Origin of the sequence: Comamonas sp. A23, from assembly GCF_004522605.1 — a bacterium.
In the GTDB taxonomy this organism is placed as follows: domain Bacteria; phylum Pseudomonadota; class Gammaproteobacteria; order Burkholderiales; family Burkholderiaceae_C; genus Comamonas; species Comamonas thiooxydans.
Genome location: NZ_RSDT01000001.1, coordinates 766411 through 785036 on the forward strand (window position 1 = coordinate 766411; position 18626 = coordinate 785036).

Consider the following 18626-nt stretch of genomic DNA (forward strand, 5'->3'; position numbering starts at 1 on the left):
GGCTATCAGTCTTCGTAAGCGTCCATGGGGACGCAGCTGCAAAACAGATTGCGGTCACCATAGACGTTGTCCACGCGGCCCACGGGGCTCCAATACTTGGCGCGGCGCAGGGCAGGCACGGGATAGGCGGCGGTTTCGCGGCTGTAGCTATGTTGCCAGTCTGCGGCCAGCAAGGCCTCTGCCGTATGGGGCGCGTTCTTGAGCGGGTTGTCGTCCCTGGGCAGTCTGCCGGCCTCCACTTCGGCAATCTCGGCACGGATGGCGATCATGGCTTCGATGAAGCGGTCCAGCTCAGACAGGCTTTCACTCTCGGTCGGCTCCACCATCAGCGTGTTGGGCACGGGAAAGGACAGCGTCGGTGCGTGGAAGCCGTAGTCGATCAGGCGCTTGGCCACGTCCTCGGCCATCACGCCGCAGCTGTCCTTGAAGTGGCGCAGATCCACGATGCACTCATGGGCCACGTGACCATACTCGCCCGCATACAGCGTGGGGAAGTGCTCCTTGAGCCGCGCGCTGATGTAGTTGGCGTTGAGGATGGCGGTCTCGGTCGCCAGCTTCAGGCCCGGCTCGCCCATCATGCGGATATACATCCAGCTGATCGGAAGAACGGCTGCATTGCCCAAAGGCGCTGCGCTGACAGCGCCCACCCGGCGGACGTCGCCTGCGGTGGCATGCCCTGGCAGAAAGGGCACCAGATCCTCGACCACGCACACGGGGCCGACGCCGGGGCCGCCGCCGCCGTGAGGAATGCAGAAGGTCTTGTGCAAGTTCAGATGGCTGACATCGCCGCCGAACTCGCCGGGAGCGGCAAGACCTACCAGGGCGTTCATATTGGCGCCGTCCACATAGACGCGGCCGCCATGGCTGTGCACCAGCTGGCACAGTTCCTTGACCTGGGTCTCGAACACGCCGTGCGTGCTGGGGTAGGTGATCATGATGCAGGCCAGATTGGCGCTGTGCTTCTCGCAGGCCAGCTTCAGATCCGCCATGTCCACGTTGCCGTTGTCGTCGCACTTGGTGACCACGACCTGCAGGCCCACCATTTGCGCGCTGGCCGGGTTGGTGCCGTGGGCGCTGCTGGGAATCAGGCAGATATTGCGGTGTGCCTCGCCGCGTGATTCATGGAAGGCCTTGATAGCCAGCAGACCTGCGTATTCGCCCTGGCTGCCTGCATTGGGCTGCAGGCTGATGCCCGCGTAGCCCGTGGCCTGGCACAGCCAGTCGCGCAACTGCCGGTCCAGCTCGGCATAGCCTTGCAGCTGGTTGGCGGGCGCAAACGGGTGGATGTCGGCGAACTCTGGCCAGGTGATGGGAATCATCTCGCTGGTGGCATTGAGCTTCATGGTGCAACTGCCCAGCGGGATCATGCTGCGGTCCAGCGCCAGGTCCTTGTCGCTGAGGCTGCGTATATAGCGCAGCATGGCGGTTTCGGAGTGGTGGGTGTTGAAGACCGGGTGGGTCAGATAGGCCGTGCTGCGCTGCAGGGATTCGGGGATCAGCGAGGTCGGGCCTTCGTCCATGGCTTCGATGGTGGGCAGGGCCTGGCCCCCCTGGGCAAAGATGCTCCAGAGCAGCTCGACATCGGCCCGGGTCGTGGTTTCGTCCAGGCTGATGCAGAGATATTCATCCCAGGCTTTGCGCAGGTTGACGCCTCGGGAGACGGCGCGAGCCGCCAGGGCGTCGGTGGCCTCCCGGGTGTGCAGGCTCACGGTGTCGAAGGCTGTGTCGTGGTGATGGGCGTTGAAGCCCAACTGGGCCAGGCCACGGCTCAGAATCGCTGTGAAGCGTGCCACACGCTGGGCAATGCGCCTCAACCCCTGGGGGCCGTGGTAGACGGCATACATGCTGGCAATCACGGCCGGCAGGACCTGGGCCGTACAGATATTGGACGTCGCCTTTTCGCGGCGGATATGCTGTTCACGTGTCTGCAGCGCGAGGCGGTAGGCGGGCTTGCCATGCGCATCGACGCTGACACCCACCAGACGGCCGGGCAGGCTGCGCTTGTATTCGTCGCGGCAGGCCATGAAGGCCGCGTGTGGACCGCCTGCGCCCATGGGCATGCCGAAGCGCTGGCTGTTGCCCACGACAATATCGGCATCCCATTCGCCGGGCGGTGTCAGCAGGGTCAGAGCCAGCAGGTCGGTGGCCACGATGGCGGCGGCCTGCTTGGCGTGAATGGCTTGCACATCGGCCTTCCAGTCCACGATCCAGCCGCTGGACGCGGGGTACTGGATGACGGCAGCAAACAGATCTCCTGCCAGCGCAGCCTCCCACTCTTGCTGGCTGTTGGCGATCACCACTTCGATGCCAATTGGCCGGGCACGGGTCTCGATGACTTCAATCGTTTGCGGGTGCAGATCGCCGGCCAGCACGATGCGATGGCTTCTGGATTTGACGGAGCGCCTGGCCAGCGTCATGGCCTCGGCGGCTGCCGTGGCCTCGTCCAGCATGGATGCATTGGCAATCGGCATGCCGGTCAGGTCGGTCACCATGGTCTGGAAGTTAACCAGCGCCTCCATGCGGCCTTGTGAGATTTCTGCCTGGTAGGGGGTATAGGCCGTATACCAGGCTGGATTCTCGAGGATGTTGCGCAGGATGACGCCCGGCGTGTGCGTACCGTAGTAGCCCTGGCCGATAAAGCTCTTCAGAACCTGATTCTTGCTGGCGATGGCCTTGAGTTCGGCCAGCGCAGCGGCTTCGGTAATCGGCGCCGGAAGATCCATGGGCCTGGCGCGTGCGATGGAGTCGGGCATCACATCGCGAATCAAGGCATCCAGCGAGGGCTTGCCGATGGCGGCCAGCATTTTTTGCTGCTCATCGGCGTCCGGGCCTATATGACGGGGGATGAATTCGTGGCTGTTTTCCAGCGCTTGCAGGGAAGCGACGGGGGCGGGAGGCGACATCAGCATGGGAGGGACCTATTCTCAAATACTGTGACTGACGGTTTGCATGCCAGGCATGCGTGAATGCCGTATGCCTGAAGGCATGCGGCCGGTGCTTCAAGCAGCGCTGGCTTGTTCCAGCGCGGTGTTCATCAGAGCCAGGCGTTCGCTTTCCTGGTCGGCATATTCCCAATCGGGATATTCGCCGCGTGCCACGGTGTTCAGCCATTGCTGGCAGGCCAGGGCGAGCAGGGCCTGCTTGTGCAGATCGGCATCGATGCTGCCTGTGATCTTGAGCTGACCAAAGGCGGTGGCCACGTGTGCGCGGCAGACCGAGCGCAGATAGATCTGGTTCATGTCATCGCTGGCCAGCCACTGGGCCTTGGCCGCATCGTCATGAGCCAGCATGCCCTGGGGCACGGGCAGATCCCAGTCGCTCAGTTGCTGCTGTAAAAAGCGCAGGGCCTTGGCGTTGCCGCCTGTTTGCTCCTGGTACCACTCTTGAAGAGCGGCCAGTGTGTCGCTGCCATCATCGCTGCCGAAGGGGCTGAAGTCGTCACCGCCGTCGTAATAGAAGTCCTGGGCTGCGATGCGCGCAAAGGTCGGGTGGCTGGTCTCGCGGGCGAGACCGACGTCCGGATCGTCGAAATACAGAATGGTGCTCATGGCTGCATGCAAAAACGGCCTTCGCAATGCGAGGGCCGTTGATACGCTTAGTTGTCCTTGGCGAAGTCGTTGTAGGCGGTCTCTTCCATCAGAGCTTCGAGTTCGCCCACATTGCTCATCTTGACCTTGAAGAACCAGCCTGCGGCCAGGGGGTCGCTGTTGGCGAGCGACGGGTCATCGCGCAGGGCTTCGTTGACTTCGACGATCTCGCCGGTCACGGGCATGTAGACATCGGCAGCGGCCTTGACGGACTCGACCACGCCAGCCACATCGCCGGCCTTGAAGGTGGAGCCCACGGCAGGCAGGTCCACAAACACCACATCGCCCAGTGCATCCTGTGCGTGTACGGTGATGCCGACGATGGCGGCATTGCTGTCAGCGGCGTTGATCCATTCGTGTTCTTTGGAATACTTGATGCTCATGGAAAGCTCCAGATGGGGGATTCAGGGGAATCGGGTGTTGTTTGAGAAAGGTCCAGCTCGCACTTTAGCGGTGTTCTGGCCGCTGTTTGGCAAACTGGCCCGTCTCATGCGCGGCGGCAGACCTAGCCGCGGTAGTAGCGGGTGGGAACGAAGGGCGTGGCGACTACCTTCATGGGCACGGGCTTGCCGCGCACCATGGCGAAGATTTCCGTATCGATGGCGGCGTAGTCGGGCTCGACATAGGCCAGCGCCACAGGCTGGTTGAGCGTGGGACTGAGCAGGCCGCTGGTGATGTGGCCGATATGCTGTCCGTCCATGTTTTCCAGCACGGCAGGCTCGCGTACGGGAATGCGTTCCAGCGCGATCAGGCCCACGCGCTTGCGGCGCAGCGACTGAGGGTTCTGCAATTGCTCCAGCACGATGGCCGCACCGGGAAAACCGCCCTCGCGCTCGCCGCCGGTGCGGCGAACCTTCTGCATGGCCCAGTTCAGCGCGGCTTCGACCGGCGTGGTGCTGGTGTCTATGTCGTTGCCGTACAGGCAAAGTCCGGCTTCTAGGCGCAGCGAGTTGCGTGCGCCCAGACCGATGGGGGCCACCTCGGGCTGTGCCAGCAGCGCTTCGGCAAAGGCTTCGGCAGCTTCGCCGGGCAGGGAGATTTCAAAGCCGTCCTCGCCCGTATAGCCGCTGCGCGTGATGTAGAGCGCATGGCCTTGCCAGTCGAAGTAATTGCCGGTCATGAAGAGCAGTTGCGTCACACCGGGAATCAGACGCGAGAGGGCAGTGACGGCTTGCGGGCCTTGCAGGGCCAGCAGGGCGCGCTCGGGCAGTGGGACGACCTCGCAGCGGCTGGCGATGCGGCTCTGGATATGAGCGATATCGGCCTCTTTGCAGGCACCGTTGACGATGAGGAACAGATCATCGCCGCGGTTGACGAACATCAGGTCGTCGAGAATTCCGCCTTGTTCATCGAGCAGCAGGCCGTAGCGCTGCTTGTGCAGGCCCAGGTCCATGACATCGACGGGCATCAGCGATTCGAGCGCGGCGGCGGCATCGGGGCCGCGCAACAGCAACTGGCCCATGTGCGAGACATCGAACAGGCCGGCAGCCTTGCGCGTGTGCAGATGCTCGGCCATCAGGCCTTGAGGGTATTGCACGGGCATGGCGTAGCCGGCAAACGGCACCATGCGGGCACCCAGTTTCTGGTGCAGTGCAAACAGCGGTGTGGAACGCAGATCGGAAGAGGTGTCAGCAGCAGTCACAGGCAAGCGCTCCGGTGGTCAAACCAAAATGAGTGGCCATGCATGGCTGGGCCATGCGTGGCGGGCTTGCCCTGCTGTCCGCTTTACCTGAGAGATTCACTGCACGCATTGCATCGGGCAGTTTGCTCCTTCGGTGGATGCCGGCGCACATACGAAATGACGGCCTGCATCTCTCTCCAGCAAGGGACGCTGCAGGTTTGCACACCTTGCAGCGCTTGTCAGTCCTTTTGCCTGAGCGTTTTGACACCGGGTTGGGGGTCTGCGCCTTCGGCGGTGCGAGGCAGCTTCAAGCTGCAGGCACTCTCTCCTGACCTTGGCGATTCTAGCGGTGGGCAAGGGGCTTGCACCACCGAATCGGATGGATTCTGGGGTTTTCGAGCACAGATCGCTGGAATTGAGCTTGCGGTCTCACTGCGGTTCTGTGTTCATGGCGGGCGTTCGAGGAGCATCGATCTCCTGGCGCGGAAACACCAGTTGGTAGGGCTGCTCGAAGCAGGACGTCACGGACTGGCCCTGGCGCATGCCGGGCTTGAACTTCCAGCGTTCGAGCGAGCGCATGATGGACTTCACGATGCGGGGATCGGTATCGGCGGGCTGGTAGGCTACACGGCCGAGTTCGCCCTGGGCCGTGACTTCCAGGCGGAAGACCACCGTGGTCTCCAGCCCGTTCGGAAACCAGTGGGCGCTGATGAAAGGCGTGGTGTGGCGGCGTGGCTGCGGTTGCCGATCGAGCTGGGCGGGGGGTGTGCAGTCTGCCTTGATCCAGGCAGGCCATTCCATGCTCTGTGGCCGCCTGTGCTGCGTGTCCAATGGCGGAGCCGGCGTCGGCTCCGGCTGCCCGGAAACTGTGATCGAGATGCCGGCATTCGGTGGTTGCTTGGGCTGGCTGCCATCGGAGAGGTGGGAGCAGGCTCCGAGCAGCAAGGCGGTCAGAGACGCGGCGCAGGCGGCGGCAAGGTGTGAGGTGCGCGAAATGTCCATGAGGACATTGTCGGCCATGCGGGTTGCACCTTCAGGGTTGCGCGGGGCGCAGATCCAGTCCCTTGCTGTCGGCCTCGGCGCAGGCGCGCCACCAGGGCGATCCGGCATGGGGGGCATCCAGGTCCAGGCGCTCACCCATCATGGGCGTGGCGATCTCTATGCCGTGCTGCCTGCCCAGGCTCAGGATCTGCTCGAAGGGGTCCCACCAGGCATGCATGGCGAGGTTGAAAGTGCCGTTGTGTATGGGCAGCAGCCATTGGCCGCCGAGATCCCTGTGTGCCTGCACGGTCTGCGCCGGATGCATATGGACATAGGGCCAGTGGGCGTCGTAGGCGCCGGTCTCCATCAACGTGACATCGAAGGGGCCGAAGCGCCTGCCGATTTCGGCAAAACCGTCGAAGTAGCCGCCATCGCCGCTGAAGAAGACGCGCAGCGGCCTGTCGGCCTGGCGATCTTCTATGGTCCAGGACGCCCAGAGCGTGCGGTTGCCGTCGCGCAGGCTGCGTCCCGAGAAATGCTGGGCCGGCGTGGCCGTGAAGCGCAGGCCGTCGACCTCGCTGCCCTGCCACCAGTCGTGCTGCACGATCTTGTCGGCCGGCACGCCCCAGGCCACCAGTCTGTCTCCCACTCCCAAGGGGCAGAGAAAAACTCCCACCTTGGGCGCGAGCACGCGAATGGTGGCGCGGTCCAGGTGATCGTAGTGGTCATGCGAGAGCAGCACGCCGCGCAAGGCAGGCAACTCGTCCAGGGCAATCGGCGGGGCATGAAAGCGCTTGGGGCCGGCAAACGATAGCGGCGAGGCGCGCTCGGAAAACACGGGGTCCGTCAACCACCAGCCGCCGCGCAGCTTCATCAGCAAGGTCGAATGGCCCAGGCGATACAGGCTGCGTTCGGGCGCGAGGTTCAGCTCGGTCGTGCTCAGCGGCAAAACGGGCAGCGCCTTGCCCGGCTGGGAATCGGCCGGCTTGTTGAAGAAGAACTTCCATAGCGTCCCGGCATCTGGCTTGGGGCTGTTGAGCGGGCGCGGATGCGTGTTGCGAAAACGCCCGCCCGAATACTGGGGCGAGTCCTCGTAGTCGGTGATGGAGGTGGAGAGACTTGGTTTGCGAAACAAGATCAGGCGCCTTATTGAGACATTGGCCGCAGTTTGGGACGGTTTGCAGCGCTGCAAGAGCCGGCTTGCAAGAGGCCGTAACACAGGCACGGCCATTCAGCTGCTTTCTCGGGGCGGATGCGACACTCGCTGTCTGAGGAGCAAATGCACATGAATCCCATGGTTCACAATTTGGAGAGCATGCTGGCGGCCGGCAAGGATGGTGCGCTGCTGCGCTATACCCTGGGCAAGGCCTATGCCGACGACGAGCAGATGGCCGTGGCGCGCGAGCATCTGCGCAAGGCCACGGCACTGGATGCCGAATACTCCGTCGCCTGGAAGCAACTGGGCAAGGTGGAGCTGGCGCTGGGCGATGCGCAGGCGGCGCGAGCCGCCTGGCAGCAAGGGCTGAGCTGCGCCCAGGCCAAGGGCGATGCCCAGGTCGTCAAGGAGCTGCAGGTTTTTTTGCGGCGCCTGGACAAGCAGGCTGCCGGCGCCTAGAAACTATCAAAAAATAGCTGGCAGCGATTGTGGGTCAATCGCTTCCAGCCAATTCTGTCTGAAGTTCGTCAGTGTGCGCCAGCGGCCGCGTCGGAGGCTCCTGCGGCAGAAGCCGGGCGCTTGGTGAACCAGATCAGCACGATCAGGCTCAGGAACAGAAAGGACGATGCCAGAAAGATGTCGTCGGCGGCCCGCGTGAAGGCCTGCTGATCGATCAGCCGGTTGATCTGGGCATAGGCCTGCTCGGCACTCATGCCCGCTGCCTGCAGATTTCTGACCGTGCTGGCAAACGTGCCCTGGCCTTGCACCAGCAACTCGGTCAGATGGGCATGGTGCATGGAAGCCCGGCTTTCCCAGAGCGTGGTGGCAATCGAGGTGCCCATGGCGCCGGCCGTGATCCGCACGAAGTTGGACAGGCCTGCGGCGGCCGGAATGCGGTCCGGCGTCAGTCCGCTCAGCGTGATGGTGGTCAGCGGAATGAAGAAGAAGGCCATGGCGCCGCCCTGGATCAGCGTGGGAATCAGGATATGGGCGAAGTCGGTCTCCACGGTGAACTTCGAGCGCATCCACAGCACCATGGCAAACACGATGAAGGCAATCGTGGCCATCTTGCGCGGATCCCAGACACCGACCTTGCGGCCCACCATGGGCGTGAGCAGGATGGCCAGCAGGCCCACCGGCGCCAGGGCCAGGCCGGCCGAGGTGGAGGTGTAGCCCATCCATTGCTGCAGCCACAGCGGCAGCAGCACCACATTGCCGAAGAACAGGCCGTAGGCGATGGACAGCGCGATCGAGCCGGCCGCGAAGTTGCGCCTCTTGAACAGGCGCAGATCGACGACGGGATGGGCGTCGGTCAGCTCCCAGACCACGAACACGGCAAAGGCCACGACGGCGATCACCGCAAAGGCGATGATTTCATTGGAGGCAAACCAGTCCAGCTCCTTGCCCTTGTCCAGCATCAGCTGCAGCGCCGCCACCCAGAGCACAAGCAGGGACAGGCCCACGGTGTCGATAGGCAGCTTGCGCGTGGGCGTTTCGCGGTTGCGGTAGATGCTCCAGGTCATGAGGGCCGAGAGCAGGCCCACGGGCACATTGATGTAGAAGATCCAGGGCCAGGAAATATTGTCCGTGATCCAGCCGCCCAGCAGCGGCCCCACCACGGGTGCGACCAGCGTGGTCACGCCCCATAGCGATAGCGCCACACCGGCCTTGGCGGGCGGATAGCTGGACAGCAGCAGGGTCTGCGACAGCGGAATCATGGGGCCGGCCACGGCGCCTTGCAGCACGCGGAACAGCACCAGCATCTCCAGCGAGGAGGCAAAGCCGCAGAGCCAGGAGGTCAGCACGAACAGCAGCACGCTCATGGTGAACAGGCGCACGGCACCGAAGCGCTGGGTGAGCCAGCCCGTCAGCGGCACGGAGATGGCATTGGCCACGCCGAAGCTGGTGATGACCCAGGTGCCCTGGCTGGGGCTGACGCCCACATCGCCCGAGATGGCTGGAATGGCCACGTTGGCGATGGAGGAGTCCAGCACGTTCATGAAGGTGGCCAGCGAGAGCGCCAGCGTGCCCAGGGCGAGCTGCGCGCCCTTGAGCGGGGCGATGGCTGGCGGCATGGGGCGGGCCGCCGGAGCCGGTGGCGAGGCACCCGCTCCGGGATTGGCAGAAGTCGAGGAAGTCATGGCTGATTCCGCGTCTTATTGCGCAGGCTGGGCTGCGGGCAGATCGGCCAGCTGGGTCAGTGCCGGCAGCTTGTCGCCCGCGATGATGTGCTGGATGCGCTGCTCGGCCTGGGCCAGGCTGCCGTCATAGACCGTGGTCTGGGCCACGGGCTCGCTGCGCGGCGTGCTGGCAAGGGCCTGGCCGTCCTTGTCGCGGATATCGACCTTCGCGTCCATGGACAGGCCCACACGCAGCGGGTGCTGCTTGAGCGCTTCGGGCTCCAGGCTGATGCGCACGGGAACGCGCTGCACCACCTTGATCCAGTTGCCGGTCGCGTTCTGCGCGGGCAGCAGTGCAAACGCCGCACCCGTGCCCGCACCCAGGCCCACGACCTTGCCTTCGTACGTGGTCTTGTCGCCGTAGACGTCGGCGGTCAGCTCCACCTTCTGGCCCATGCGCAGATCGGCCAGCTGGCTTTCCTTGAAGTTGGCATCCACCCAGAGCTTGTGCAGATCGACCACGGTCAGCAGCGGCGAGCCGGCGGCCACGCGCTGGCCCAGTTGCACGCCGCGCTTGGCCACAAAACCGTCCACGGGCGCGATCAGCCGCGTGCGCTGCAGGGCCAGATAGGCCTCGCGCACCTTGGCTGCGGCCGCCATGACGGCGGGGAAGTCCTCGGCCGTCGTGCCCTTGGTCTGGGCTTCGGCGGCCGTCAGCTGGGCCTTGGCAGCACGCACGGCGGCTTCTGCGGCCGCCACGGCGTTGCCGGCGGCCGTGGCCAGGGCCTTGGCATGGTCAAACTCTTCCTTGCCCACGGCACCGGTGGCCGTGAGCGGGCGGCGGCGCGCCACATCGTCGTTGGCCTTGGCGGCATCGGCCTTGAGGCGCAGCAGATCGGCTTCGCGCTGGGCCACCTGGGCGGCCAGCGGGGCGTTGTTGGCATACAGGGTGCGGGTCTGGCGCGCAGTCTGGGCCAGCTGCGACTCGGCCTGGGCCAGTTGCACCAGATAGTCGGCAGGGTCCAGCTGCACCAGTAACTGGCCGGCCCGGACATAGTCGGTATCGTCGGCACCGATGCTGATCACGGTGCCGCCGACCTGGGGCGTGATCTGCACCACGTTGCCGGCCACATAGGCGTTGTCCGTGGTCTGGTAGTTGCGGGCCACCATCCAGTGCCAGCCGCCCCAGGCGATGGCGGCCACGGCGACAGCGGCCGCCACGATGGTCAGGCCCTTGCGGCGGCCCGCAGGGTTGGCGCTGGGCGTAGCTGCCGCAGGAGCTTGGGGAGCGTTCTGAGTAGGCTTGGTGTCGGTCATGATGTTGGCGCTTTGTTATCTGTGAAGCGGTTTTGCGCTATTGAAAAAGAGGAGCTGCTAGCGCTTATCAATAAAAGAATTGAGAGTGTTTTTGCCTTGAATTCAATGGCAGTAAAGCGGTAGCAGCTATTGATTTTGTTGAGTTCGATGTCTATTGCAGTGCAACAGCCGGGGTGTCGTCGCTCCAGCCGCCGCCCAGGGCTGCGGCCAGGGCCACGCGGGTGTCGAGCTCGCGCGCCTGCAGGTCCACGGCCAGACGGCGCTGGTTGATGAGCTGGGTTTCGGTGTTGAGCACGGTGATCTGGCTGCCCAGGCCGGCCTGATAGCGCTGCACGGCAAAGTCATAGGCCCGCTCGGCCTTGGACAGCGACTCGGTTTGCAGCTGCTGCTGGCGCTGCAGCGATTGCACGGAGGCAATGGCGTCGCCCGCCTGTTTGACGGCATCGAGCACGGCTCCGTTGTACTGGGCAATGGCGGTGTCGAGATCGGCCTGTTTGCCGCGCAGCTGGGCGCGCAGGCGCTTGCCGTCGAAGATAGGCAGGCGCAGCGCAGGCGTGATGCCCATCTGGCGCGAGCTGCCCTGCAGCAGATTGTCCAGGCCCAGCGCGTTGAGGCCCACAAAGGCGGTCAGATTCACATCAGGGTAGAAGTCGGCCCTGGCCGATTCAATGCCTTGCGTGGCCGCTTCCACGCGCCAGCGCGCGGCCACCACATCGGGGCGACGGCCCAGCAGATCCGCGCCCAGAGCCTGCGGCACGGGCTGGATGCGCAGCACCGACAGTCTGGGCGAGAGCGCATTTTGCGCATCGGGCGCCTGGGCGCAGAGCACGGCAATCGTGCGGCGCGCCAGCGTGATCTGCTCGCCGAGCATCTCGATCTGGGTCTGGGCATCGGGCATGCCGGCCTGGGCCTGGGTCAGTTCCACCTGGCTGTCCAGGCCCGCTCGGGTGCGCTGCTCGCTCAGGCTCAGCAAGGACTGGCGCTGGCTCAGCGTGCGCTCTGCGACTTCCTTCTGGGCAATCAGCCGGGCCAGGGCGATATAGCTGCGCGCCACCTGTGCGGCCAGCTGGTTGGCGGCAGCAGCGCTGTCGGCCCTGGCGGCGCGCGCCTGGCCCAGCGCGGCCTGCAGGTCCGCGCCATGCTTGCCGAAGAAGTCGGGCGACCAGGACAGGCCGGCCTGCAGATTGCCGCTGTTGTAGATATTGCCCGCGATGGGGGCGGGAATCATGCCGTTGGCCGTGTAGCGCTGGCGTGTGGCGTCGGCACTCAGCGTTCCGCGCACATCGCTGGCCGTGCTGCTGGCCGTGGCCAGGGCTGCGGCTTTTTCAAAGCGGGCGTTGCTGGCGGCCAGGCTGGGGCTGCCGGCCAGGGCCTGACCGATGAGCTGATCGAGCTGGGCATCGCCCAGACCTGTCCACCATTGGGAGGAGGCGAGTGCCGTGGCATCTGCAGTGCTGAGGCTGGCGGAGTCGTTCAGGCCGACATCGGCCGAGCCCAGTCGTGCCAGCGGCTGGTGCGCCGGCCCTTGCGAGGCACAGCCAGCCAGCGCGAGCACGGCGGCCAGTGCTGCGGTTGCCAGCAGCGGGCGACCAGGGGCTTGCTCTGCGGCGGGTTTGCGTGAAGGTCTAGAGGTCATGGAAAAGTGCCAGTGGTTTTTATTGAAATAGGGCGGTAAAAAAGTAGGCAGCAGGCCAGCCTAGTGCCTGGGATCGCGGCCTGCCTCGTTCGTTTGGATGGGGGGCTTGCCTGGCTCCTGGGTCAGGGCCTCGCGAAGCGCATCGCCGTTGACCAGCATGCGCTGCAGCATGGACAGCATCAGCGTGCATTCGCTGTGGCTGAAGCCGCGCAAATGGCCGTTGAGCACCTTGGTCAGAACCTTGGGCACCTGGGTGGCGACGCTGCGTCCCTCCTCGGTGAGCACCAGGTGCACCACGCGTCGGTCGGTGGTGGAGCGCTCGCGGCGCAGCAGCCCCTTGGCCTCGATGCGGTCCAGCGCGCGCGTCACCGAAGCCGGGTCCATGCCCAGGTCCTTGGCCAGCGTGCTGCTATTGGTGTCGGCGCAGATCAGCAGCTTGTACAGCGGCAGCCATTGCACATAGGTCAGTCCTTGCTCGGCCAGCTGGGCGTCGGCCAGCTGCAGGATGGAGCTGAGCACGCGCCGCATGAGAAAGCCAATGCTTTTGTCCGGCGCGTAGACCCCTGCCTGGTAGAAGAAGCTGGATTCGTCCTGCGGGTCGATGATGGGGTCGGTCTGGTTTTGCAATGGCGCCACCAATATTTGCTTGGTCAATGATTGAGTCGGCAATTATTGTGCAGCTGCAAAAAAATGTCAGCAAGGTTTTGAATGGAGCCGGACCTGCCTGCGCAGTCTCTGTTTTTGTTGCTATGAAAACAAAAGCAGTTTGAGCATTGTTGGTATGCGCTAGAGCCTTGCCGGACTCATAAAAAAAGCCCGGCCATGAAGACCGGGCTTGCTGAAGGCTGCTTCAGGCTCAGAGCGGCACGCGCAGCACGACCACGATCACCAGACCCAGGGCCAGATTGAGGGAAACCCATTTGCGGATGCTCTCCAGCGCCTTGCCGCCTGCGGGCCAGTCCTTGAGCTGCACGGCCGCATCCAGGCGCTTGAACAGCGCAAAGCGGATATGACCGAACACGGCCATCATCACCAGGCCCAGAATGCTCATCACGATCCAGTTGACCGGCATATTGAACTGGCCGCCAGCCTGGGCGGCCATGGCGTGAATGCTGCCAATCATGCCGATGCCGGTGGCCAGCACGACGACCACCAGCACGAGGACCCAGGCAAAAAAGCGCTGCAGCACGCCATGCATCAGCGTCACGCGCTCGGGTGGTTGCAGGCCCTGGACGGCAGGACGCAGAAAGAAATGTGCGAAGAACATGCCGCCCACCCAGATGATGATGGCCAGAAGGTGCAGAAGTTTGAACAGAATGAAAAGCATGGTTTGTGGGGCTTGATTGGGGGAGACATCGCAAGCCTAACGGAGATCGTCCTACGGGTGGAACACACAGGCCGAAATAGCAGGACTTTCGCTTTGCCCAGGTCTGATTAGACTTGGCTGTAATCCACAACAGCCAGCAATGGCACAGGAGTCCTTATGTCAGAACAAGCTACCGTCGTCGCCTTCAAGCAGTCTTCCGGACGGGTCGCCTTGCGCACCGGCACCGGCCGCTTTGTGCTGGCCGAGCAGACCGATTCCAGCGCGCTGCGTGAAGGACAGAGTCTGAACGGCAATATGAGCGAGTTCGGCCCGGAGGTCTGGAGCGATGACAGCGGGCAAAATCATTACGAAGTCTTTGTGCTGGGCTGGGATCTGTCGCAGGAAGCGGTCGAGCTGGAGATGTGATGTGTTGATCCTGAAAAAACAGCTGCCAGCGCTTGATTGACAGGCGCTGGCAGCTTTTTCTTTTTGGATTTTCCTGGAGCCGGGGCTTTCACCCCGGCGCGCCCTGTTACTTCTTCAGGTCGAAGCGGTCCAGTTCCATGACCTTGACCCAGGCAGCGACGAAGTCCCGGTAGAACTTCTGCTCGTTGCCCTTTTCGGCATAGACCTCGGCCACGGCACGCAGAACGGCGTTGGAGCCGAAGACCAGGTCCACACGGGTGCCGGTCCACTTCTTGGCGCCGCTCTTGCGGTCCACGCCTTCGTAGTTGCCATCCTCCAGAGGCTGCCACTGTGTGCCCATGTCCAGCAGGTTGACGAAGAAGTCGTTCGTCAGCTTGCCCGGAGTCTGGGTCAGCACGCCGTGGTTGCCGGCGGTGTTGATGTTGATGGCGCGCAGGCCGCCGATCAGAACGGTCATCTCGGGGGCCGTGAGCGTCAGCAGCTGGGCCTTGTCGATCAGCAGGGCTTCGGCAGGTGCCGGGAAACGTCCTTGCAGATGGTTGCGGAAGCCGTCGGCCTTGGGCTCCAGCGGCGCGAAGGATTCGGCATCGGTCTGCTCGTCGCTGGCGTCGCCGCGGCCGGGAGTGAAGGGCACGTTGATCTTCACGCCAGCGTCTGCCGCTGCTTTTTCAACGCCCGCGCTGCCGGCCAGCACGATCAGATCGGCCAGCGAGATGCGCTTGTCGCCGTCGGCAGCCTTGTTGAATTCGCGCTGGATTTCCTCGAGCTTGCCCAGTACCTTGGCCAGTTGCGCAGGGTTGTTGGCGGCCCAGTCCTTTTGCGGAGCCAGTCGGATGCGGGCACCGTTGGCACCGCCGCGCTTGTCCGAACCGCGGAAGGTGGAGGCCGAGGCCCAGGCCGTGGCCACCAGCTCCTGCACCGACAGGCCCGATGCCAGCAGCCTGGCCTTGAGGGCGGCCACATCGGCGTCGTTGACCAGTTCATGCTTGGCGGCGGGGATGGGGTCTTGCCAGATCAGCTCTTCCCGGGGGACTTCTGGGCCCAGATAGCGTGCACGCGGGCCCATGTCGCGGTGGGTCAGCTTGAACCAGGCGCGGGCAAAGGCTTCAGCAAAAGCCTGCGGGTTTTCGAGGAAGCGGCGCGAGATCTTCTCGTAGGCCGGGTCCATGCGCAGCGACAGGTCGGTGGTCAGCATGGTGGGCTTCTTGTTGGGGCCGCCATGCGCGTCGGGGATGACATCGCCAGCGTCCTTGGCAACCCACTGAATGGCACCCGCAGGGCTTTTTTCCTGCACCCATTCGTACTTGAACAGGTTCTCGAAGAAGAAGTTGCTCCACTGTGCAGGAGTCTGGGTCCAGGTCACTTCCAGGCCCGAGGTGATGGCATCGCCGGCCTTGCCGGACTTGTAGCTGCTGGCCCAGCCCAGGCCCTGGGCTTCCAGGCCGGCGGCTTCGGGCTCGGCGCCCACATGGCTGGCGGGGCCCGCACCATGGGTCTTGCCGAAGGTGTGGCCGCCGGCGATCAGCGCCACGGTTTCCTCGTCATCCATGGCCATGCGGGCAAAGGTGTCGCGGATGTCATGCGCGGCCGAGAGGGGGTCGCCATTGCCGTCCGGGCCTTCGGGGTTGACATAGATCAGACCCATCTGCACGGCGGCCAGCGGGTTCTCGAGGTCGCGCTCGCCGCTGTAGCGGCTGTGCGGGTTCTGGGTGGGGGCCAGCCATTCCTTCTCTGCACCCCAGTACACGTCCTGATCGGGTTCCCAGGTGTCCACGCGACCGCCACCGAAGCCGAAGGTGCGAAAGCCCATGGTTTCCAGTGCGACGTTGCCGCACAGCATCATCAGGTCGCCCCAGGAAATCTGGTTGCCGTACTTTTGCTTGATCGGCCACAGCAGGCGGCGCGACTTGTCGATGTTGACGTTGTCAGGCCAGCTGTTGAGCGGCGCAAAGCGCTGCTGGGCGCGACCCGCGCCGCCGCGACCGTCCTGAATGCGATAGGTGCCGGCTGCGTGCCAGGCCATGCGGATGAACTGGGGGCCGTAGTGGCCGAAGTCTGCAGGCCACCAGTCCTGCGAGTCGGTCATCAGGGCACGCAGGTCGCGTTTGACGGCTTCATAGTCCAGCTTCTGGAAAGCCTGGGCGTAGTTGAAGTCTTCGCCCAAGGGGTTGCTTTTGGCGGAGTGCTGGCTCAGCAAATCCACGCGCAGCTGATTGGGCCACCAGTCCTTGTTGCTGGTGGCGTTGCCTGCGGCGGCGGTTTCGCTGTTCTGTCCTTGGTGGAAGGGGCACTTGGATTCAGTAGTCATGGGGCTCTCCGTTTCAACGATCCGACAGGTCGGTAGGTCCAGGAAACAGATATCAATCAATGATTGATATCAATCAATTCAACTCAATAGCTATTTGCGATTGGTTGAGATGAATTATCGGTGCGCGGCTGGCTTGAAGGGCGTGTTGTGCTATTGAAATTACTAAGCAGCGCCATAGGAAGAAATATGGGTCGAGTCTTGAGCCGACGCAAAGTCGGGTTCAGATACTTCGCAAAGTGACTGAGACTGTGACTTTTTGAGCGTATGCGAGCCTGCCTGTTTACACAAGCATGAGCCATCAAATTAGGTCGTTGACCTACCTGGCCTCAGCTGTGGCAGCGGCTCAGCCGGCTACCAGCTTGTGCACCAGATCGGCTGCGGTGGAGGCGCCGTATTTGCGCATCAGCCGGGCGCGGTAGATTTCCACGGTGCGATGACTGATGGCCAGTGCCTTGCCGATTTCCTTGCTGGTCATGCCTTCGAGAAGGCGCGCAGCGACTTCGCGTTCGCGGCCTGTGAGCTCGGCCTTGACGGGGCGATGGGCCGAGAGGTCCTCGAAGCTCCAGATGCCCGAGGCATGGGGATCGTTTCGGTCCAGCGTGCGGCCGCTGACATGACACCAGAACACCTCGCCATTGGCGCGCTTCATGATGCGGTTGTCGGAATAGATGCCTGTGGTGTTGAGAATCGGGGCAATGCGCGCGCCCAGGCGCTCGTATTCGTCAACGCTGGGATAAAGCACCTGAAAGGTCTGTCCTATGAGTACTTCGCGCGATGCATGGAACATTTCACACAATTGCCGATTACAGTCAATCATGATGCGGTTGCGCGAGATGACGAGACCTACAGGGGCGGCGTCGAACGCCAGCCGGTAATCCACAACCATGGTACTGCTCTTTACGAAAAACTACTTACTCAAGTACGTAGTATCGTAGCGCATCCAATTTCAAGGAGACATGTGTGAAAAAGCTCTACCCATCCGCAGAAGCGGCGCTGCAGGGCGTGGTGTCCGACGGGCAATTGCTGGCCGTTGGCGGCTTCGGCCTGTGCGGCATTCCCGAGGCCCTGATCGATGCGGTTTGCGCCAGCGGCGTCAAGAACCTCACGGTGGCATCCAACAACGCCGGCGTGGACGGCTTTGGTCTGGGCAAGCTGCTGGACACCCGCCAGGTCAAGAAGATGATCTCCAGCTATGTGGGCGAGAACAAGGAGTTCGAGCGCCAGTACCTGGCCGGTGAGCTGGAGCTGGAGTTCACGCCTCAGGGCACGCTGGCCGAGAAGATGCGCGCCGGCGGCGCCGGTATTCCCGCCTTCTTCACCAAGACCGGTGTGGGCACGCTGGTGGCCGAGGGCAAGGAATTGCGCGAATTCGATGGCGAGACCTATGTGATGGAGCACGCGATCGTGGCCGATGTGTCCCTGGTCAAGGCCTGGCGCGCGGACAAGAGCGGCAATCTGCAGTTCCGCCTGACGGCGCGCAACTTCAACCCTGCGGCAGCCACCTGCGGCAAGGTCTGCGTGGTGGAGGTCGAGGAGTTGGTGGAAGTGGGCGAGATCGCTCCCGACGACATCCATCTGCCCGGCATCTATGTGCACCGCATCGTGCACAACGCCAATCCCGAAAAGCGCATCGAAAAGCGCACCGTGCGCGAAGCCTGAAACATGGCGGATACGTCCTATTCGCCCGAGGCTGCCGCCCAGGCCGACGTACCGGTCTTTCGTGCGCTGGCTGCGCAGGAGCTGGAGCAACTGGAGCGCGAACGCTTGCTGTTGTGCCAGGTCGCGGCCCGTGAACTGGGGCTGAGCGACTGGAGCATGGACCGCTCGGGCCTGGGTCAGTTGCAGCCGCTGCTCGATCGAGGCCTGGTGTCGGCCGACAACCTGTTGCTGGCCCGAGGATTGGGCGTGGTGCTGGGGGACGCGCTGAGCTGCGAAATGGACGATATGGACTGGCATATGGTGAGCGACAACTGGGGAACCGACCCCGTTGTGCGCTACCGCGAAACCAGCATCCAGGTGGGGGCTCGCGACATGGTCCTCAAACGGCTCGAAGACGGCCAGAGCGTCGATCTGCTGCACTTGCTCGATGGTGTGATTTCGCACCTGCAGCCCATGATCGACTCCGGCGACTACCAATAACGTCAATCAAGATTTATTCAGGAGGCTCT

Annotated in this window: 17 protein-coding genes and 2 riboswitches; of the genes, 4 read left to right on the forward strand and 13 right to left on the reverse strand. The window is 63.6% G+C overall.

All coding sequences use genetic code 11. The annotated features are described in order from the left end of the window. Nucleotides 1-5: 5 nt before the first annotated feature. The 6 genes from gcvP to EIC84_RS03605 form a co-directional block, all read right to left on the reverse strand. Nucleotides 6-2909, reverse strand: a complete 2904-nt coding sequence (gene gcvP / locus EIC84_RS03580; RefSeq protein WP_004340667.1) for an aminomethyl-transferring glycine dehydrogenase — start codon at nucleotides 2907-2909, stop codon at nucleotides 6-8. 90 nt (nucleotides 2910-2999) lie between these two features. Further along, complete coding sequence (locus EIC84_RS03585) at nucleotides 3000-3548, reverse strand: MolR family transcriptional regulator (RefSeq protein WP_034362513.1); 549 nt, start codon at nucleotides 3546-3548, stop codon at nucleotides 3000-3002. A 47-nt stretch (nucleotides 3549-3595) separates the two neighbouring features. Next, nucleotides 3596-3970: a glycine cleavage system protein GcvH gene (gcvH, locus tag EIC84_RS03590; protein ID WP_004340670.1), complete on the reverse strand. Its 375-nt coding sequence runs from the start codon at nucleotides 3968-3970 to the stop codon at nucleotides 3596-3598. Between the two features lie 122 nt (nucleotides 3971-4092). Beyond that, entirely contained in the window at nucleotides 4093-5229 is a 1137-nt protein-coding gene (gcvT, locus tag EIC84_RS03595) for a glycine cleavage system aminomethyltransferase GcvT (protein ID WP_004340671.1), read from the reverse strand. 64 nt (nucleotides 5230-5293) lie between these two features. Next, a riboswitch (glycine riboswitch) is annotated at nucleotides 5294-5419 on the reverse strand. 19 nt (nucleotides 5420-5438) lie between these two features. Beyond that, nucleotides 5439-5549: riboswitch (glycine riboswitch) on the reverse strand. 88 nt (nucleotides 5550-5637) lie between these two features. Beyond that, a complete protein-coding gene (locus tag EIC84_RS03600) occupies nucleotides 5638-6228 on the reverse strand; it encodes a hypothetical protein (RefSeq protein ID WP_004340673.1) in 591 nt (196 codons plus the stop codon). Nucleotides 6229-6241: 13 nt separating this feature from the next. Further along, complete coding sequence (locus EIC84_RS03605; protein ID WP_004340676.1) at nucleotides 6242-7324, reverse strand: MBL fold metallo-hydrolase; 1083 nt, start codon at nucleotides 7322-7324, stop codon at nucleotides 6242-6244. A 150-nt stretch (nucleotides 7325-7474) separates the two neighbouring features. Here EIC84_RS03605 and EIC84_RS03610 point away from each other — a divergent pair, with 150 nt between their 5' ends. Then, nucleotides 7475-7804, forward strand: a complete 330-nt coding sequence (locus tag EIC84_RS03610) for a hypothetical protein (RefSeq protein ID WP_004340677.1) — start codon at nucleotides 7475-7477, stop codon at nucleotides 7802-7804. 68 nt (nucleotides 7805-7872) lie between these two features. Here EIC84_RS03610 and EIC84_RS03615 read toward each other — a convergent pair whose 3' ends face one another. The 5 genes from EIC84_RS03615 to EIC84_RS03635 form a co-directional block, all read right to left on the reverse strand. Further along, entirely contained in the window at nucleotides 7873-9486 is a 1614-nt protein-coding gene (locus tag EIC84_RS03615; protein WP_004340679.1) for a DHA2 family efflux MFS transporter permease subunit, read from the reverse strand. A gap of 15 nt (nucleotides 9487-9501) precedes the next feature. Further along, nucleotides 9502-10782: an HlyD family efflux transporter periplasmic adaptor subunit gene (locus EIC84_RS03620; RefSeq protein ID WP_004340680.1), complete on the reverse strand. Its 1281-nt coding sequence runs from the start codon at nucleotides 10780-10782 to the stop codon at nucleotides 9502-9504. 151 nt (nucleotides 10783-10933) lie between these two features. After that, complete coding sequence (locus EIC84_RS03625) at nucleotides 10934-12418, reverse strand: efflux transporter outer membrane subunit (protein ID WP_004340682.1); 1485 nt, start codon at nucleotides 12416-12418, stop codon at nucleotides 10934-10936. Nucleotides 12419-12478: 60 nt separating this feature from the next. Beyond that, nucleotides 12479-13054: a MarR family winged helix-turn-helix transcriptional regulator gene (locus tag EIC84_RS03630; protein WP_100086419.1), complete on the reverse strand. Its 576-nt coding sequence runs from the start codon at nucleotides 13052-13054 to the stop codon at nucleotides 12479-12481. Nucleotides 13055-13274: 220 nt separating this feature from the next. Continuing rightward, on the reverse strand, nucleotides 13275-13745 hold the full coding sequence (locus EIC84_RS03635) for a CopD family protein (RefSeq protein WP_004340685.1): 471 nt from the start codon (nucleotides 13743-13745) through the stop codon (nucleotides 13275-13277). A 156-nt stretch (nucleotides 13746-13901) separates the two neighbouring features. Here EIC84_RS03635 and EIC84_RS03640 point away from each other — a divergent pair, with 156 nt between their 5' ends. After that, entirely contained in the window at nucleotides 13902-14150 is a 249-nt protein-coding gene (locus tag EIC84_RS03640; protein WP_004340686.1) for a hypothetical protein, read from the forward strand. Nucleotides 14151-14256: 106 nt separating this feature from the next. On the opposite strand, the gene katG is transcribed toward EIC84_RS03640, so the two are convergent. After that, entirely contained in the window at nucleotides 14257-16458 is a 2202-nt protein-coding gene (gene katG, locus EIC84_RS03645) for a catalase/peroxidase HPI (RefSeq protein ID WP_004340688.1), read from the reverse strand. 343 nt (nucleotides 16459-16801) lie between these two features. Further along, entirely contained in the window at nucleotides 16802-17344 is a 543-nt protein-coding gene (locus EIC84_RS03650) for a PAS and helix-turn-helix domain-containing protein (protein WP_003055436.1), read from the reverse strand. A 74-nt stretch (nucleotides 17345-17418) separates the two neighbouring features. Here EIC84_RS03650 and EIC84_RS03655 point away from each other — a divergent pair, with 74 nt between their 5' ends. Then, nucleotides 17419-18117, forward strand: coding sequence for a CoA transferase subunit A (locus tag EIC84_RS03655; protein ID WP_003079441.1), 699 nt, complete (start codon nucleotides 17419-17421; stop codon nucleotides 18115-18117). 3 nt (nucleotides 18118-18120) lie between these two features. Beyond that, nucleotides 18121-18597 (forward strand): DUF3806 domain-containing protein, encoded by a 477-nt coding sequence (locus EIC84_RS03660; RefSeq protein WP_004340693.1) that lies wholly within the window; start codon nucleotides 18121-18123, stop codon nucleotides 18595-18597. Nucleotides 18598-18626 lie beyond the last annotated feature (29 nt).

Coding starts and splice junctions, on each gene's coding strand:
- EIC84_RS03635 (WP_004340685.1), bottom strand. CDS start 13,745: ATGCTTTTCATTCTGTTCAAACTTCTGCACCTTCTGGCCATCATCATC.
- EIC84_RS03600 (WP_004340673.1), bottom strand. CDS start 6,228: ATGGCCGACAATGTCCTCATGGACATTTCGCGCACCTCACACCTTGCC.
- gcvP (WP_004340667.1), bottom strand. CDS start 2,909: ATGCTGATGTCGCCTCCCGCCCCCGTCGCTTCCCTGCAAGCGCTGGAA.
- gcvH (WP_004340670.1), bottom strand. CDS start 3,970: ATGAGCATCAAGTATTCCAAAGAACACGAATGGATCAACGCCGCTGAC.
- EIC84_RS03625 (WP_004340682.1), bottom strand. CDS start 12,418: ATGACCTCTAGACCTTCACGCAAACCCGCCGCAGAGCAAGCCCCTGGT.
- EIC84_RS03615 (WP_004340679.1), bottom strand. CDS start 9,486: ATGACTTCCTCGACTTCTGCCAATCCCGGAGCGGGTGCCTCGCCACCG.
- EIC84_RS03620 (WP_004340680.1), bottom strand. CDS start 10,782: ATGACCGACACCAAGCCTACTCAGAACGCTCCCCAAGCTCCTGCGGCA.
- EIC84_RS03650 (WP_003055436.1), bottom strand. CDS start 17,344: ATGGTTGTGGATTACCGGCTGGCGTTCGACGCCGCCCCTGTAGGTCTC.
- EIC84_RS03610 (WP_004340677.1), top strand. CDS start 7,475: ATGAATCCCATGGTTCACAATTTGGAGAGCATGCTGGCGGCCGGCAAG.
- EIC84_RS03660 (WP_004340693.1), top strand. CDS start 18,121: ATGGCGGATACGTCCTATTCGCCCGAGGCTGCCGCCCAGGCCGACGTA.
- EIC84_RS03585 (WP_034362513.1), bottom strand. CDS start 3,548: ATGAGCACCATTCTGTATTTCGACGATCCGGACGTCGGTCTCGCCCGC.
- EIC84_RS03640 (WP_004340686.1), top strand. CDS start 13,902: ATGTCAGAACAAGCTACCGTCGTCGCCTTCAAGCAGTCTTCCGGACGG.
- katG (WP_004340688.1), bottom strand. CDS start 16,458: ATGACTACTGAATCCAAGTGCCCCTTCCACCAAGGACAGAACAGCGAA.